This is a genomic window from Phenylobacterium sp., from assembly GCF_013822795.1.
GTDB lineage: Bacteria > Pseudomonadota > Alphaproteobacteria > Caulobacterales > Caulobacteraceae > Phenylobacterium.
In genome coordinates, this window is the sequence record NZ_PNLB01000024.1 from 35,499 (window position 1) to 51,326 (window position 15,828).

12 protein-coding genes are annotated in these 15,828 nt (G+C 68.5%); 7 read left to right on the plus strand and 5 right to left on the minus strand.

Annotated elements, in window-relative coordinates; all coding sequences use genetic code 11:
- Positions 1 to 62 precede the first annotated feature (62 nt).
- The 4 genes from C0481_RS19295 to C0481_RS19310 all read left to right on the plus strand — a co-directional run bounded on the left by C0481_RS19295 (position 63) and on the right by C0481_RS19310 (position 4,536).
- Positions 63 to 2,954, plus strand: a complete 2,892-nt coding sequence (locus tag C0481_RS19295; protein ID WP_293406860.1) for a bifunctional [glutamine synthetase] adenylyltransferase/[glutamine synthetase]-adenylyl-L-tyrosine phosphorylase — start codon at positions 63 to 65, stop codon at positions 2,952 to 2,954.
- A gap of 129 nt (positions 2,955 to 3,083) precedes the next feature.
- Entirely contained in the window at positions 3,084 to 3,626 is a 543-nt protein-coding gene (locus C0481_RS19300; protein ID WP_293406862.1) for an RNA polymerase sigma factor, read from the plus strand.
- Positions 3,627 to 3,630: 4 nt separating this feature from the next.
- Entirely contained in the window at positions 3,631 to 4,056 is a 426-nt protein-coding gene (locus C0481_RS19305; protein ID WP_293406864.1) for a hypothetical protein, read from the plus strand.
- Positions 4,057 to 4,536: a periplasmic heavy metal sensor gene (locus C0481_RS19310; RefSeq protein ID WP_293406866.1), complete on the plus strand. Its 480-nt coding sequence runs from the start codon at positions 4,057 to 4,059 to the stop codon at positions 4,534 to 4,536.
- Here C0481_RS19310 and C0481_RS19315 read toward each other — a convergent pair.
- The 3 genes from C0481_RS19315 to pepN all read right to left on the minus strand — a co-directional run bounded on the left by C0481_RS19315 (position 4,533) and on the right by pepN (position 10,359).
- Positions 4,533 to 7,067 (minus strand): ATP-binding protein, encoded by a 2,535-nt coding sequence (locus C0481_RS19315; protein WP_363223819.1) that lies wholly within the window; start codon positions 7,065 to 7,067, stop codon positions 4,533 to 4,535. The two genes, C0481_RS19310 and C0481_RS19315, sit on opposite strands and share 4 nt — an antisense overlap.
- Before the next feature lie 89 nt (positions 7,068 to 7,156).
- Positions 7,157 to 7,657 carry a response regulator gene (locus C0481_RS19320; protein ID WP_293406869.1) on the minus strand — a complete coding sequence of 167 codons (501 nt, stop codon included), beginning with the start codon at positions 7,655 to 7,657 and terminating at the stop codon, positions 7,157 to 7,159.
- A gap of 83 nt (positions 7,658 to 7,740) precedes the next feature.
- Entirely contained in the window at positions 7,741 to 10,359 is a 2,619-nt protein-coding gene (gene pepN, locus C0481_RS19325) for an aminopeptidase N (protein WP_293406871.1), read from the minus strand.
- Positions 10,360 to 10,483: 124 nt separating this feature from the next.
- On the opposite strand from pepN, the gene C0481_RS19330 reads away from it, so the two are divergent.
- Complete coding sequence (locus C0481_RS19330) at positions 10,484 to 11,131, plus strand: OmpW family outer membrane protein (protein ID WP_293406873.1); 648 nt, start codon at positions 10,484 to 10,486, stop codon at positions 11,129 to 11,131.
- A gap of 332 nt (positions 11,132 to 11,463) precedes the next feature.
- Here the strand turns inward: C0481_RS19330 and C0481_RS19335 are convergent, their stop codons facing one another.
- Positions 11,464 to 12,033: a hypothetical protein gene (locus tag C0481_RS19335; protein WP_293406875.1), complete on the minus strand. Its 570-nt coding sequence runs from the start codon at positions 12,031 to 12,033 to the stop codon at positions 11,464 to 11,466.
- 143 nt (positions 12,034 to 12,176) lie between these two features.
- Between C0481_RS19335 and C0481_RS19340 the strand changes: the two genes are divergently transcribed.
- Both C0481_RS19340 and C0481_RS19345 read left to right on the plus strand, forming a co-directional pair.
- On the plus strand, positions 12,177 to 13,298 hold the full coding sequence (locus C0481_RS19340; RefSeq protein WP_293406877.1) for an acyl-CoA dehydrogenase family protein: 1,122 nt from the start codon (positions 12,177 to 12,179) through the stop codon (positions 13,296 to 13,298).
- 14 nt (positions 13,299 to 13,312) lie between these two features.
- On the plus strand, positions 13,313 to 14,542 hold the full coding sequence (locus C0481_RS19345) for an acyl-CoA dehydrogenase family protein (protein ID WP_293406879.1): 1,230 nt from the start codon (positions 13,313 to 13,315) through the stop codon (positions 14,540 to 14,542).
- A gap of 80 nt (positions 14,543 to 14,622) precedes the next feature.
- Here the strand turns inward: C0481_RS19345 and C0481_RS19350 are convergent, their stop codons facing one another.
- Complete coding sequence (locus tag C0481_RS19350) at positions 14,623 to 15,759, minus strand: glycosyltransferase (protein WP_293406881.1); 1,137 nt, start codon at positions 15,757 to 15,759, stop codon at positions 14,623 to 14,625.
- Positions 15,760 to 15,828: the final 69 nt, after the last annotated feature.

Consider the following 15,828-nt stretch of genomic DNA (forward strand, 5'->3'; position numbering starts at 1 on the left):
GTCGCCCCTGGGCACACGTCCTAGTGAAATGTCCATCGTCGCCCGGCTAATGTCGTTCCACGATGACTCGATTGATTGACGCCATCCGCCCCTGCGGTCCCATCGCCGACGAGAAGGCCGCCGACCGCGCCCGAAACGTGCTCATGGAGGCGGCGGCGCGCGACAGCTGGACCGCCCAGCTCGAGAGGGCATGGCCGGCGTTGGCGCCGGTGTTCGGCGCCTCACCCTACCTGACCGGCCTGGCGCGTCGTGATCCGGCGCGGTTGCGCGACCTGCTCGATAGCGAGCCGGGCGCGCGGTTCGACGACCTGCTGGCGCGGACCACGGCGCTGGCCCTAGCTGACTGGGACAGCGCCAAGGCCGGACTGCGCAAGTTGAAGGCGGAGGCGCACCTGCTGATCGCCCTGGCCGACCTCGGCGGGGTCTGGAACCTCGACCAGGTGACGGGCTCGCTGACCCGCTTCGCCGACGCGGCGCTGGCCTCGGCCCTGACCGTCGCCGCCCGCGGCGAATTTGAGGCTGGCCGTCTGACCCGCATGGGAGAGGGCGAGGAGGGGCCCGTTCCCGGCTGGTTCTGCATCGCGATGGGCAAGCACGGCGCCTATGAGCTGAACTATTCCAGCGACATCGACATCTCGGTCTTCTACGAGCCCGAGGTCCTGCCGCTGGCCGACGGGGTCGAGACCCAGGCCTTCGCGGTCCGCCTGACCCATCGGCTAGCGGACATGATGCAGGACAAGACCGGCGACGGGTATGTCTTCCGCGTCGACCTGCGGCTGCGGCCCGACCCGTCTTCGACCCCGCCGGCGGTGCCGGCGCCCGCGGCCTTCGACTATTACGAGAGCGTCGGCCAGAACTGGGAGCGTGCAGCCTTCATCAAGGCCCGCGCGGCGGCCGGCGACATTGGTCGTGGCGAGGCGTTCCTCGACGAGCTGGCCCCGTTCATCTGGCGCAAGAACCTCGATTTCGCGGCCATCGCCGACATCCATTCGATCAAGCGCCAGATCCACGTGCACAAGGTCGACGATCGCCTGACCGCAAAGGGCGTCGACCTCAAGCTCGGTCGCGGCGGGATCCGCGAGATCGAATTCTACGTCCAGACGCAGCAACTGATCCTGGGCGGCCGCCATCCCGAGCTGCGCTCGCCGCGCACGCTCGACGCGCTGCGCGCCCTGGAGGCGGCGGGCCACGTCTCGGCCCAGGCGGCCGACGAACTGAGCGAAGCCTATCGTCAGCTGCGCGCCGCCGAGCATCGCGTACAGATGTTAGCCGACGAGCAGACGCATCGGCTCTCTGAATCCGACGGCGAGCGCAAGCGCGTGGCCGCACTGTCGGGGTTCGATCGCGTGCGCAGCTTCGACGCCGCCGTCGAGCGCATCCTGAAGACCGTTAACCGGCGCTATGGCGAGCTGTTTCCTGACGAGGAGCAGCTGTCCTCGCGGTTCGGCAGCCTGATCTTCACCGGCGTCGAGGACGATCCGGAGACCCTGGCGACGCTGGCTCGCATGGGCTTCTCGCATCCAGCGACGATCTCGCAGACGATCCGCAGCTGGCACCACGGCCATATCCAGGCGACCCGCACGGCGCGTGGGCGGGAGCTCTTCACTCGGCTGGCGCCGCGACTGCTCGATGCGGCCCAGGCCAGCGGCGCGCCGGACGTGGCCTTCACCCGCTTTGAGGCGTTCTTCTCCAAGCTCTCGTCTGGGGTCCAGCTGCAGTCGCTGTTCCTGGCGCAGCCGAAGCTGTTCGAGTTGATGGTGCAGGTCATGGCCTTCGCCCCGCGGCTGGCGAGCACGCTGGCGCGGCGACCCGCGGCGCTCGACGCGCTGCTGGACGGGGCCTTCTTCGCCAGCATCGACAGCGACGAGGATCGCAGCGTCATGGCCCACGCGGTCAGCCGCGCAGATGGGTTCGAAGAGGTTATGGACGCGGTCCGCCGCATCCACCGCGAGCAGGCGTTCCGTGTCGGCGTGCAGGTGATGAGCGGCGCGGCCAGCGCCGAGCTGGCCGGCCGTGCGTTCGCCGATCTCGCCGACATCTGCATGGAGGCGCTCGCCCCCGCGGCGCTGGCCGAGGCCGAGCGGCTGGGCGGCCAGTTCCCTGGAGAGGTGGCCGTCATTGCGCTCGGCAAGTGCGGTTCGCGCGAGATGAGCGCCGGTTCGGATCTGGACCTGATGACGCTCTACCGGGCCTCGGAGCCGGGCGCGACGTCGTCGATCAAGGAGTGGAGCGCCGACGTCTTCTACGGCCGTTTCACCCAACGCCTGATCGCAGCGCTCTCGACCCCGACTGGCGAAGGCGAACTCTACGAAGTCGACATGCAGCTGCGGCCCTCCGGCACCAAGGGACCGGTCGCAGTCAGCTTCACGGCCTTCGAGGACTATTACGAGCGTGAGGCCGAGACCTGGGAGCTGTTGGCTCTGACACGGGCTCGCGTGGTCTGGGCCAGCTCGCCCGACTTTGCGGAGGCGGCCACGGCCGCGGTCGAATCCGCCCTACGTCGTCCGCGCGACGGCGCGCGCACCGCGGCCGATGTCCGCGACATGCGCGGGCTGCTGGAGCGGGAGCGACCGCCGAAGGGGGAGTGGGACCTGAAGCTGTCGCCGGGCGGCTTGGTTGATATCGAGTTCGCGGCTCAGTACCTGCAGCTGGCCCACGCCGCCGATGGCGGGCCCTTGCGTCAGAACACCGCCGAGGCGCTTGCCGCCTTCGACGGGCTGGCTCCCGCCGATGCGCTCGCAGCGCTGCGCAAGGCCTGGGCGCTGCAGCAGAACCTCACCCAGCTCTTGAAGGTGGCGCTGGGCGACAACGCCGATCCGTCCGAGGAGCCGAAGGCGTTCCGCACGCTTCTGGCCCGGGCCGGGGACGTGCGCGACTTCCGCGCACTGCGCGCCAAGCTGGCGACCGCGCGCACCGTCGCGCGGAGCGCTTATGAGACGATTGTCGGGGCATGAGCGACGGATCAGGCGGTGCGGTGCGTTGAACAGGCGGCAAGGCGTAAGAGACGCTATGCGCCAGAACAGAGGCCGTGACGGCGATTGAACGACATTGCAGGCTCCCATCCCTCGCAGGCGAGGTGACGTTTGAGCGATCCGGACGAGGAGCTGCTGACGCGCGTGGGCGAAGGCGACCCGGCGGCGGTTCGTGCGCTCGTCGCTCGCAAGCTGCCGCGGCTGCTCGCCCTGGCGGGCCGGATGCTGAGCGATCCTGCCGAGGCCGAGGACGTGGCCCAGGAGACGTTTGTGCGGGCATGGAAGCAGGCGCCCAGCTGGCGTCCCGGCGGCGCGCGGTTCGACACCTGGCTACACCGCGTGGCGCTGAACCTCTGCTACGATCGGCTGCGCCGACGCCGCGAGGTGGTCACCGACAACCCGCCCGAACAGGCGGACGAGGGCCCGGCTCCCGATCGCGGCCTGGAGGCCAGAGATGTCGGCGACCGCGTCTCGGCGGCCATGCAGCGCCTGCCGGACAGGCAGCGGGAGGCGATCGTGCTGTGTCACTACCAGGAGCTCTCGAACATCGAGGCGGCCGGCTTGATGGGCGTCAGCGTCGAGGCTCTGGAGAGTTTACTGGGGCGGGGGAGGCGCGCCTTGCGCGCGGCGTTGGCGGACATGGTGGGAGGTTAATCGGATGACCCACGAACGTTTCGAAATCCTGGCGCAGGCCTATGGTGGCGACATCGCCCGCTGGCCGACCGCGGAGCGTGACGCCGCGACGCTGCTGATGGCGGCCGAGCCGGAGTTTGCGCGCATCGTGCTGAGCGACGCGGGCGAGCTCGACGCCGCGCTCGATCTCTGGGCGCCGGTGGCGGTCTCTCCGGCGCTGCGCGACGCGGTGGCGGCCTCGGCCCCGACACCCCGGCGACGGTGGAGCCTGAACGCGTGGTTCATGCGCGCGGGCGTCGGCGCCGGCCTGGCCGCAGCCTGCGCGGCTGGCCTGGTGGTCGGGGTGATGCTGTCCGACGCGCCCCAGGCGCCGACGATGGACGACACGGTCAGCGCCGCGATCAGCAACTATGACGACTTGTCGGGGCTGGTGACGTTGGAGGGCGCATAGATGAGCCGCAAGACCCTGCTGATCGCGCTCTTCGCCTCGTTGTCGCTGAACCTGTTTCTGGTCGGCGCGGTGGCCGGCGGCCTGGTCGTCGGTCAGAAGGTGCGGGCCGAACGTCCGCACCCGGGCCAGCGTCCGAACCCGCCGCTGTGGCGGGCCGGCGACGCCTTGCCGCCCGACCGAGCGCAGGCCTATCGCCGCGCCCTGCGTGATCAGAGTCCTGAGGTGCGCGAGGCGATGCGCGCGGCCCGCGCCGCGCGAATGGAAGCCTGGCGCTCGATCGGGCAGGAGCCGTTCGATCCCGTCGCCACAAAGCGCCGGCTGGCCGGCATTCGCGCCCAGGAGGCCGACGCTCGTGGTCAGATCGAAGAGGACATGATCGATTTCGCCGCCGGACTTTCGCCTGAGGAGCGGAAGGTCCTGGCCCAGGGCCTTACTCAGCGTCCGGGCGGGCCGCGGCCGTCGATGGAGAGGCCCCGCTAGGCGGCCGCGAAGCCGTCGACCGGCCGGCCGATTTCGCCTCGGCGGAGTGGAATAGTGAACGACACCATCGTGCCTTCTCCAGGCGCGCTCTGCATGTCGAGCATGCCGCCGTGCATCTCGACCAGCGATTTGGTGAGCGCCAAGCCCAAGCCGGTGCCCTGGGTGGTCTTGGAATGCTGGCTTTCGACTTGCTCGAACGGCCGCGCCAGGCGCGCCAGGTCGTCCTGGGCGATGCCGATGCCGGTGTCCTGAACGCTGACGCGGATGCTCTCGCCGGTCGGATCGCGCCGGCCCTCGCCGCGTACCGTCACCCGGCCGCCGCGAGGGGTGAACTTGATGGCGTTGGAGAGCAGGTTCAGCAGCACCTGCTTGACCGCCCGATAGTCGGCCTCGACCTCCGGCAAATGCGGAAAATCGATGGTGAGCGTCAGGCCGGCGGCCTCGGCGCGATTGCGCACCAGCCGCGCGGCGTCTTCAGCCACCTCTTCGAGCGCCAGCGGCTCGAGTTTCAGGTTCATCTTGCCGGCCTCGATCTTCGACATGTCGAGGATGTCGTTGATCAGCGCCAGCAGGTGCTGGCCCGATGACAAGATGTCTTGCGCATAGCCCTTGTAGCGGGGGTCGCCAAGCGTCCCAAACATCTCGCCGACCATGATCTCGGAGAAGCCGTTGATCGCGTTCAGCGGAGTACGCAGCTCGTGGCTCATATTGGCCAGGAACTCGCTCTTGGCCTTGTTGGCGCCCTCGGCGCGGACCTTCTCCATCTCGTACTTGCGCGCCAGTTCAGAGAGCTGCTCCTGGCTGCGCTCCAGGTTCTCCACCACCCGCTGCAACTGCTCCTCGTTCTGGCGGCGGGCCGCTTCCTGGGTCTTGATCGCGGTGATGTCCGCCGCGGTCATGACCAAGCCGCCTTCGGCCGTACGGCGTTCGGAGATCTGGATCCAACGGCCGTCGGCCAGCTCGGCCTCGCGCACGCCTTTGCGGCCGTCGGGGCTCGGGCCCTCTTGCTGGATCGCCAGTTGGGCGAAGCGGCTGACCTCCTCGCGCAGGGCCCCAGGCTTGAGCAGACGCGGCTCCAGCGAAAAGACATTGCGGAAGTTCTGGTTGCACAGCAGCAGGCGTCCGTTGCGGTCCCACAACACGAAGGCCTCGGAGACGCTCTCGATGGCGTCGCGCAGCCGCCCCTCGGCGGCCTGGGCGCGGGCCTGGGCCATCCGCTCCTCGGTGACGTCAAGCGCCACGCCGATGATCCGCGAATAACCCTCATGCTCTGGGCGGCCGAAAGCTTGGCCGCGAGCGTCGATCCAGATCGGCCGGCCGCCCTGCAACGACGGCACGCGGAACGACACGTCGAAACCGCCGTACGTCGCTGCGGTCGACAGCGCCTGGCGCACGCGCTCGCGATGGTCGGGCGAGACGCGGTCCAGCACCTCCTGGCCGCTGGCCACGCCGCCGCCGCCCCAGCCGAAGATTGCGCCGGTCACGTCGGACATGAACATCTGGTCGGTGGTCAGGTCCCATTCCCAGATCCCGCAGCGGGCGGCCTCGACCGCAAGGCGGAAGCGTTGTTCGGAATCGATGAAGGCCTGCTGGGCGTTCTCGATGCGGCGGCTCTGGTTGAGGAGCAGCAGGCCAAGGGCGAAGGCCACCACCAGCGGGGCGGTCAGCCAGGCAAGTTCGCGGCCGGCCGACAGGCCCTCCTGAGCGCTGGAAGAGGTCGCCGCAATGGTCAACAGCGCTCCGCCCATCGCCGGGCGGGCCACGATGTCGAGGGGCGCGCCGTCGGGCTTAGCGCCCTTCAGCAGGCTGCCGGCGCGGCTCAGATCCGCGGCCGACACGCCAAAGCCCTGGCTGACGTCCAAGGCCTGCGACAGTCCGCCTCCGCCGAGCGCGGCGATGATCCGCCCGCTGGAGGCGGCGAGCGCCTGATCCGGCGCCAGGGCCGCGCCCAGCCGCGTGGGGTCGCCGATCACGACGACGCGGCGCCGGCCCTTTGGAGTCATCGCCTCGATCGAGGCGGCCAGCGCCGGAGCGGGTTGGGCCGAGCCGCCGAACCAGATCGCATCCTTGCCGCGCTCGATCTCGCTAAGGAGCGCACGCCAGTCGACCCCCGGGGCCTTGCCGGCCAGGGCGATCACACCCTGGTCGTCGAGGACCGCGACCGCGGTCGCCGCGCCCGCAGCGGCGGTCAGGCCGGTCTCGGCGGCGTCCAGCGGCGGGGCCGCCTCGCGCTGCAGAATTTCGCGTGCGGCCAGCAGGCCGCCGCGTAGGGATGCGCCTTCGGTCTCGATGCGCCCTGCCAACGCCTCGGCGCGGCCGGGGAGGGCGGCGTTTTCAAGCGCCTGGGCCTGGGGCTCGCGGCTGATCCGCACGACCGCCACGGCCGTATAGACCGCCAGCAGCAACAGGGTCGACAGGATGGCGACACGCACGAAGCCCTGGTGCGCGAGCAGCCGCGATCCTGGCGCCGGGGCTTCGCGCAGGCGGCCGGGCCGACCTTCGGCCTTGTCCTTGCCCCCGCGTTTGGCCAAAGCCCAGCCGCTCCTCTGCGCGCCGATTCACCTTGGCGACGAGTCTACGCAAGCAGGCAGGTCGCGTCACGGGCCGTCTAGCTTAACAACTAGGGTTTTGCGCGCCGATCGGATCGACGTTCGAGACCTGTGTATTTCGGGTCATCGTGCCGTCGGCGATCCGGACCGAAATAGGTCTCGCTGCGGACGAAGGGGCGGCTTTTGTCGATCACCCAGGCGATCCGCTTGAGCAGGTCCGCCGGCGTAATCGGCTTGACGCAGAACTCGTTCACGCCGGCGTCGCGGGCCGCCATGATGCGGGAGCGATCCGCATGGCCGGTCAGCAGGATGATCGGGGTGTAGGGCGCTGGGCTCTCGGGCGCGGTCCGTAGCCAACGCGCGAAGTCCACGCCTTCCTCGGCGCCCAGCATGTAGTCGAGGATGACGATGTCGCTGGGCGCAGCGCGCATCTGAGCCTTGGCCGCGGCGATGGTTTGGGCGTCGTCGAGCCGGCTGGCGCCGAAGCCGCGAAGCATCGCCTTCACCAGGTTGACGGCGTGGGTGCTGTCGTCAACGACCAGGAACCGCAGTCGGTGAAGGGGCATGGACATGCCGCGCGCTCCAGGCTTGTCCCCGACGTTCCGGAACTAACGTAAACATTCCGTGCGCCGCGTGCGCCGGGGACAGCTGGGCGCTAGTCGGCCAGGGCCTTGCTCGCCAGCTCGTAGACGTTCTTTGATAGTCCCTCGGTCGCGGCGATGCGCGCCAGTTGCTCCTTCATCAGCGCGCCCAACTCGGGCTTGTAGCGCCGCCAGCCGCCGAGCGGCTCGACCAGACGCGCGGCGGTCATCGGATTGAAGCCGTCGACGGCCAAAATCTGGTCGGCCAGGAACCGGTATCCCGCCCCGCTCGGATCGTGGAACCGGGCCGGGTTGAAGTTGGCGAAGGTCGAGACCAGCGCCCGCAGGCGGTTGGGATTCTTCTGGTCGAAGGCCGGATGCGCGGTCAGCCCCATGACGCGGCCGAGGGCGGATTCGTCCGGGTCTCGGGCCTGGAGGGCGAACCACTTGTCGATCACCAGCGGCTCGGACTTCCAGCGCTCGAAGAAGTCGGCGAGGGCGCTCTCGTAGGGTTCGCCGCCGACCAGCATCAGCGCCGACAGGCCGCCGATCGCATCGGTCATGTTGGCGGCCGCGCGGTAGTGGCCGTCCGCCAGCTCGCCGATCTCGGCGCGAGGATTGGCCGCCATTAGGTCGAGGGCCGCGTTGCGCAGCGCCCGGCGTCCGGCGCTCGCTGCATCCGGCGAGAACTCGGCGAGCTCCTGCAGCCCGATGTGCAGCCGCTTGAGGTCGTCAGTCAGGTGCAGGGCCAGGCGTGTCCGTAGGGCTTCGCGCGCCTCGTGGATGGCGGCCGGGTCGGCCGGTTGGATGGCCAGGGCCAGGTCGGATTCGCTCGGCAGCGAAAGCAGCAGCGCCTTGAAGGCTGGGTCCGAGGCTTGGTCGGACAGCGCCCGGCCGAGCGCCTCGGCGAAGCGTTCCTCGCCAACTTCGTCCGGCGCGCCCTTAGCCCGGGCTATGATGAGGGCGCGGGCCAGTTCCTGACCGGACTCCCAGCGATTGAATAGGTCGGGATCGCCAGCGAGCTGCACGTAACGGTCGGCCGCGCGCGCGTCGGTCCGCAGGGTTACTGGCGATGAGAACCCGCGCAAGGCTGAGACCACCGGCGCGGCGTCGACGCCGGTCAGGGTGACGGACTTGGCGGCGCCGTCGAGCACGACCAGCGTCTCGTCCACCGCGCGGCCGTCGCGTTCGAAAGCCAGCGTGCGGCCCTCGGCGTCGAGCAGGCCGATGATCACCGGCACTGGCAGCGGCCGCTTGTCCGGCTGCCCGGGCGTGGGCGGAGTGGTCTGCGACAGATCGAGGGTCAGCGTCCGGGCCTCGGCGTCGTAGCTGTGGGCCAGCGACACCTTCGGCGTGCCCGCCTGTTCGTACCAGGCGAAGAAGTCGGTGAGGTCCTGGCCGCTGACCTCGGCGAAGCAGCGGATAAACTCCTCGACCGTGGTGGCGTGACCGTCCCAGCGCTCGAAGTAGAGATCCATGCCTTGCCGGAAGGCCTCGGCCCCGATCAGGGTCTTGAGCATCCGGATGACCTCGGCGCCCTTCTCGTAGATCGTCGCGGTGTAGAAGTTGTCGATCTTCATGTAGCTGGACGGCCGCACGGGGTGGGCCAGCGGTCCCTGGTCCTCGGGGAACTGGCGCGCGCGCAGCGCCTTGACGTCCTTGATCCGTTGGACCGCGTGGCCGCGCATGTCGGCCGAGAAGCTCTGGTCGCGGAAGACGGTCAGGCCTTCTTTCAGGCAGAGCTGGAACCAGTCGCGGCAGGTGATCCGGTCGCCCGTCCAGTTGTGGAAGTACTCGTGGGCGACGACGCTCTCGATGCGCTCGTAGTCGAGGTCGGTGGCGGTCGCCGGGTCAGCCAGAAGCAGCGAGGAGTTGAAGATGTTCAACCCCTTGTTCTCCATGGCCCCGAAGTTGAAGTCGCGCACGGCGACGATCATGAAGAGGTCCAGGTCGTACTCGCGGCCGAAGGCTTCCTCGTCCCACTTCATCGAGCGCTTGAGCGCGTCCATGGCGTAAGCGGCGCGCGGCGCCATGCCGGTGTCGACGAAGATGCGCAGGTCGACGGTGCGGCCCGTCATGGTGACCAGCTTGTCTTCCAGCACGTCCAGCTCGCCGCCGACCAGGGCGAACAGATAGGCCGGCTTGGGGAACGGGTCGTTCCAGACCGCGAAGTGCCGCTCGCCCGGCAGCTCGCCGGCCTCCAGCAGGTTGCCGTTCGACAGCAGGTGGCGGAACGACTTGTCGGCCACGATGCGCACGGTGAAGCGCGACAGCACGTCAGGCCGATCGGGATACCAGGTGATCTTGCGGAAGCCCTCGGCCTCGCATTGGGTGCAGAAGCGGCCGCCGGACATGTAGAGGCCCTCGAGGGCCTTGTTGTTCTCCGGATCGATCTCGACCTCGGTCTCTAGCACGAACGCGTCGGGCACGTTCGGAACAGTCAGGAACTCGGCGTCGATCGTGCGCTCGCCCTCGGCCAGGACACGGCCATCCAGCGCCACCGAGACCGGCTTCAGCCGCTCGCCGTTCAGCACCAGCGGGTCGGCGTGATCGCCGTTGCGCCGGATGCTCAGGCGGGCCTTCACGCGCGTCGTGTTCGGCGCGAGGTCGAAATCGAGGCGGACCTCGTCGATGAGGAAGGCGGGCGGGGTGTAGTCGGCGAGCCGGATCGCCTGAGGCGTTTCTGTGCGCATGAGGCGCATTTAGCCATGCCCCGCGCGGTCCGCCAGTGTGCCGATTTGAGGTCGGTCAAGGCGCAGCCGTCTGATCGGCGGGATGTCTCCATCTGTAATAGCCATAAGAGAAATGGGGATATTCATGACGACCGCTCGCTTCGCCCTGGTCCTGGGCGCCGCCCTCGCCATCGCCGCACCCGCCGCCGCTCAAGACTTCCGTCCGAAGGAAAAGGGGCTGTTGATGCTGAACGCCCGCATCAGCGGCGTGCTGACCGATGCGGAGGATCCGATCCTGACCGCCGGCGGCGTCGACAGCGGCCTGAAGGCGAAGGTCGGGGACGACGTGATGCCGACGCTCGGCCTGACCTACTTCCTGACTGATAACCTGGCCATCGAAGCCATCGCCGGGACCACCCAGCACGAGGTCAAGGCGGTCGGCCCGGGCACCGACGTCACGGTGCACGAGACCTGGGTGCTGCCGCCGGTCGTCTCGCTGCAGTACCACTTCGCGCCGCAGGCCAAGGTCAGCCCCTATGTCGGCGCCGGGATCAACTACATGATCTTCTACGGCGGCGAGGACCAGAACGGCTTCAAGGTCGATATCGACGACGGCTTCGGCTACGCGTTGCAGGCTGGCGTCGACGTCGCGCTGCAGGGGCCGTGGAGCGCCAACCTGGACGTCAAGAAGGTGTTTTTCGAGACCGACGCGACGGTCAACGGCGGCGCGCTCAAGAGCAAGGTGAAGCTCGCCCCCTGGGTCGTCTCGGCCGGGATTGGCTACAAGTTCTAGTCGTCTAGCGACGGGATTGCGCAAGCTCGGCCTTCGAAGGGATGTCGGGCTTGCGATCGTCGCGCGCCGCCGCTTTTCAGTCGGGCATAGGGCATTTGCACTATTGAGGGGCGCGCAGGCGGCCGGCAATACTGTTTGCGAACAAGCAATGTGCTTACTTGCTCAGGCAGGGTCAGTTGCTGGTTTGCGGAATTCGGACGCGGCGTCTCAGACGACGCGGGTTGGCGTCGCGCCGGATCACCGACAGGGATGGGGTCGTGTCGGGGGACGCGGCCCCTCCCGAATTTCAGGGACGTCGTCCTGGCGCACTGCCTGTCCCCGAGGATTTGCGCTTAGGCCACGGCCGCCCTGGCGGGAGTCGGACTCGCCGTCGGTGCTTCCCGGAAGTGCCGGTCCAGCTTGGCGATCTCCTCGGCGATGCGCTGCAGTTCAGGCGGCGCATCGCCGGCGCTCTCGTCGACTAGGCGCACCACCTCGCGGGCCAGCGCCAGCAGATGCGGCGCGCGGGCGATCAGCCGCGCCTGGAACTCGATCTTGTGCGGGTCACGGTCGTACTCAGCCCCGGGCACCCGCCATCCGCCCCAGTCGGCCGCATCGGTCACGACCACCGGATAGGTCCCGGGATAGGGGTGGTGGCTGGCGTCTTCCTCGGTCTGCCACTTGTTGCGGGCGCGCATCAGCCGCCACGGCGGGGTCCCGGCGCCCAGCGCTTCGGCGCCGCTTTCCTGTTCGGGCCGCAGTTCATGTGCCTGGAACTCGCGACCCAGACCGACGTCGTAGGACACCCGCACCGGCTCATCGAAGCCCTTGGCCCAGACCGGCACGATCTGCTCGATCATCGCCCAGACGCCGACGCTCTCGACCCAGACTTTCTGGTTACGTTGGTAGATCGCCTTGGCCATGCGCGCCTTCCGGAGCTCTTGTTCAGCCGGCCATAAAACCCTGAATTTCTTGACGCGAGGTCAATCTTTCCAAGGCGCGCACGGTGCGTATGGTGGCCGCCAGCAAGCATCAACCGGCCGCATAGACGGCGGAATGGGCGGAAATGAATTTCGACTTTTCGGACGACCAGAAGTTCCTGAAGAACGAGGCGCGCAAGTTCCTCGACGCCAACTGCCCGACCACGCGGGTGCGCAAGGTGCTCGACGACGACGCCAAGGCCTATGACGCCGACCTCTGGAAGGCGGTGGCCGGGCAGGGCTGGCTCGGGGCTGCGATCCCGGAGGCGCACGGCGGCCTGGGCCTGGGCCATCTTGAGCTTTGCGTCATCGCCGAGGAATTGGGTCGGGCGGTGGCGCCGATCCCGTTCGCCTCGACGGTCTACTTCTTGGCTGAGGCGATCATGTTGGCCGGCGACGACCAACAGAAGGCCGAGCTTCTGCCGAAGATCGCCGCCGGCGAACTGATCGGCGCGATCGCCACGTCCGAGGGGCCCGGCGTCGTCACCGCCTCCAACCTCCAGGCCAGCGTCGTCGACGGCAAGCTGAGCGGCGTGAAGGTGCCGGTGACCGACGGCGACATCGCCGACGTCGCCCTGGTGCTGGCCAAGGAGAATGGCAAGGCCGGCCTGTTCCTCGTCGATCTGAGCGATGCGGCGGTGGTGCGCGAAGCGGTCAAGACGCTCGATCCGACCCGCGATGCGGCCAAGCTGACCTTCAAGGGCGCGCCGGCCCGGCGTCTGGGCGCCGCCGGCGAGGGCTTCGAGCTGGTCGAACAGATCTTTGACCGTGCGGCCGTGCTGCTGGCCTTTGAACAGACCGGCGGCGCCGACCGCTGCCTGGAGATGGCCAAGGAGTATGCGATGGAGCGCTACGCCTTCGGCCGCCTCATCGCCTCCTACCAGGCGATCAAGCACAAGCTTGCCGACATGTACGTCAAGAACGAGCTTTCGCGTTCGAACGCCTACTACGGCGCCTGGGCGCTGAACACGAACGCGCAGGAGCTGCCGGTCGCCGCCAGCGCCGCCCGCATCGCCGCCAGCGAGGCCTACTGGTTCGGCTCCAAGGAGAACATCCAGACTCACGGCGGGATCGGCTTCACCTGGGAAATGGACTGCCATCTGCACTACCGGCGCTCGCGCCAGCTCTCGCTCGTGGCCGGCGCCCCGCGCGTTTGGAAAGAGCGTCTCGTCAGCCACCTTGAACGCCGCAACGTCGAAGCCGCCTAAGGGAGAGCAGGATCATGGATTTCAACGACACTCCCGAAGAAGCCGCCTACCGCAAGCAGGTCCGCGATTGGCTCGAGGCCAACGCCCCCAAGGCGCGCGAAGGTTCTGCCGATCCCGAGGCCGGTGACGGCATGGCCGCTTCCAAGGCCTGGCAGGCCAAGAAGGCTGCGGCCGGCTATGCCTGCATCACCTGGCCCAAGGAATGGGGCGGGCAGGGCGGGACGCCGGTGCAGCAGGTGATCTTCAACCAGGAAGAAGCCAAGCACCCGATTCCGGGCAACCCGTTCCAGATCGGCCTGGGCATGTGCGTGCCCACGGTGATGACCTTCGCCGACGAGGCGACCAAGAAGCGCTTCGTCGGGCCGGCCCTGCGCGGCGAGGAAATCTGGAGCCAGCTCTTCTCCGAGCCGTCCGGCGGTTCGGACGTCGCGGCCTCGCGCACCAAGGCCGAACGGGTCGACGACGGCTCGGGCGACTGGGTGATAAACGGCCAGAAGGTGTGGACGACCGGCGCCCAGTTTTCCGACTACGGCATTGTAATCGTTCGGACAAATCCGGACGTGCCGAAGCACAAGGGCCTGACGATGTTCTGGCTCGACCTCAAGGATCCGGGGGTCGAGGTCAAGCCAATCCACCAGATGTCGGGCGGGTCGGGCTTCAACGAGGTGTTCTTCACCAACGTGCGGGTCAAGGACAGCCAGCGGCTCGGCGCCGAGGGCGACGGCTGGAAGGTCAGCCTGGTCACCCTGATGAACGAGCGCCTGGCGGTCGGCGGCGCCACTGGCGCGGGCTGGAGCCAGTTCATGGAAACGGCGCGCAAGACGCCGGGCCTGGACGGCGCCTCGGCGCTGCAGGATCAGTCGCTGCGTGAGAAGCTGGCCGACTGGTACGTCCAGGCGGAGGGTCTGAAGCACACCCGCAACCGAACCATGACCGCTCTGTCGCGCGGTCAGACCCCGGGGCCGGAAAGCTCGATCGGTAAGATCATCTCGGCCGTGCAGATGCAGGAACTCGCCAACACCGCGGTCGAGATGCTCGACCAGTACGGGATCATCAATGACGGCGAACTGGCTCCGCTGGACGCCGCGTTCCACTGGTCGCTGATGTTCGCGCCGGGCTTGCGGATCGCCGGCGGCACCGACGAGATCCTGCGCAACATCATCGCCGAGCGGGTGCTGGGCCTGCCCGGGGACATCCGCGTCGACAAGGACGTGCCGTTCAAGGACATGCCCACCGGTCGCTAGGAACTGGACGCCGACGAGTTGGGAGGCGTTCCGGCCTTGAAGGCTCCCCGCGAGGGGAGCCTTTCTTTTTGGGCCGGCGATCAGGCCCGCATGGGGACGATCTCGACGGCGCTGCGCTGCGCGACCAGCTCGCCATAGAGCCTGGTCAGGCCCTCGAAAGTGTTGTCCCAGCGGTGGCGCTGCTCGGCGCGGCGTCGCGCGGCGCGCTTCACGTGGCCGAGGTCGCGGGCGAACAGCGCCTCGATCGCCTCGGCCATGCCGGCCGGATCGACGCTGGCGGCGCGCTGGCCGACGTGTTCGTCAATCAGTTCGGAGATGCCGCCGCGCGAGGGGCCGACCACCGGCAGGCCGGCGGCCAGAGCCTCCAGCACCACCAGGCCGAAGGGTTCGTTCTCGTTGGCGTGCACCAGGGCGTCGCAGCTGGCGATCACCCCGGCCAGTTTCACCGGGTCGCGCTCATAGCCCATCGGGATCACCCGCGGCGAATAGTGGGCGTCCTTGGCGGCGCCGACCAGCAGCAGGTAGTAGGGCGCGCCGAGGCGCTCGACCGCGCAGATCAGGCTCTCGATGTTCTTCTCGCGCGCCGGACGTCCGGCGAACACCAGTAGCCGCGCATCCGCCGGCAAGCCGAGGCGCTTCTTCAGACGGTCGCTGTCGGCCCGGCCGGGGTGGAACAGATCGGTGTCGACGCCCAGCATCTGCACGCTGACCTTCTCGACCCCGGCCTCAGACAGCCGCTGGGCGATGTGGCGGCTGGGGGCGACGACGCGGTCGAAGCGTTGGAAGGTCGCCGCCCAGTGCTTCATCGCCGGGGCCTCGGCCCATTCGCCGAAGTGCAGGGCGGCCAGGGCGGCGGCGTCCGTATGGCAGAAGCCGACCACCGGCACGCCCAGGGCCTCGCCGGCGTCCAGCGCCGCATGACCGGGGACGAACATGTCGCCGGCTTCGATGATATCGGGCTCCAGCATCCGGATCACGGTTTCCCACTTCGTGGTCGAGGCGGGCATCCGGTAGCCGTCGCCGAACGGTAGTCGGGCGGCCGCGACGCTGACGATGCCGTGGGCCGCCAGGCCCGTGGTCGGACCAGGCACGACCAGGGTGTGGCTGATGTCGGGGCGACGTTTGCCCAGCCAGTCGCGCTTTTGATGCAGGTAGCGTTTCACGCCGCCCGAACGCGGCGCGTACATCATGGTGGTGTCGATAAGGTGGAAACCCATGCGACCCGGAGCACCAAAATGCGGAGCTTCAATCGGGTCTAGTCGTATCAGATTCTCAGAGCGCGAGTC

Excerpts from the sequence above, each read along its gene's own strand:
- C0481_RS19295 (WP_293406860.1), top strand. The coding sequence starts at position 63 with ATGACTCGATTGATTGACGCCATCCGCCCCTGCGGTCCCATCGCCGAC.
- C0481_RS19305 (WP_293406864.1), top strand. The coding sequence starts at position 3,631 with ATGACCCACGAACGTTTCGAAATCCTGGCGCAGGCCTATGGTGGCGAC.
- pepN (WP_293406871.1), bottom strand. The coding sequence starts at position 10,359 with ATGCGCACAGAAACGCCTCAGGCGATCCGGCTCGCCGACTACACCCCG.
- C0481_RS19320 (WP_293406869.1), bottom strand. The coding sequence starts at position 7,657 with ATGTCCATGCCCCTTCACCGACTGCGGTTCCTGGTCGTTGACGACAGC.
- C0481_RS19335 (WP_293406875.1), bottom strand. The coding sequence starts at position 12,033 with ATGGCCAAGGCGATCTACCAACGTAACCAGAAAGTCTGGGTCGAGAGC.
- C0481_RS19340 (WP_293406877.1), top strand. The coding sequence starts at position 12,177 with ATGAATTTCGACTTTTCGGACGACCAGAAGTTCCTGAAGAACGAGGCG.
- C0481_RS19310 (WP_293406866.1), top strand. The coding sequence starts at position 4,057 with ATGAGCCGCAAGACCCTGCTGATCGCGCTCTTCGCCTCGTTGTCGCTG.
- C0481_RS19345 (WP_293406879.1), top strand. The coding sequence starts at position 13,313 with ATGGATTTCAACGACACTCCCGAAGAAGCCGCCTACCGCAAGCAGGTC.
- C0481_RS19330 (WP_293406873.1), top strand. The coding sequence starts at position 10,484 with ATGACGACCGCTCGCTTCGCCCTGGTCCTGGGCGCCGCCCTCGCCATC.
- C0481_RS19350 (WP_293406881.1), bottom strand. The coding sequence starts at position 15,759 with ATGGGTTTCCACCTTATCGACACCACCATGATGTACGCGCCGCGTTCG.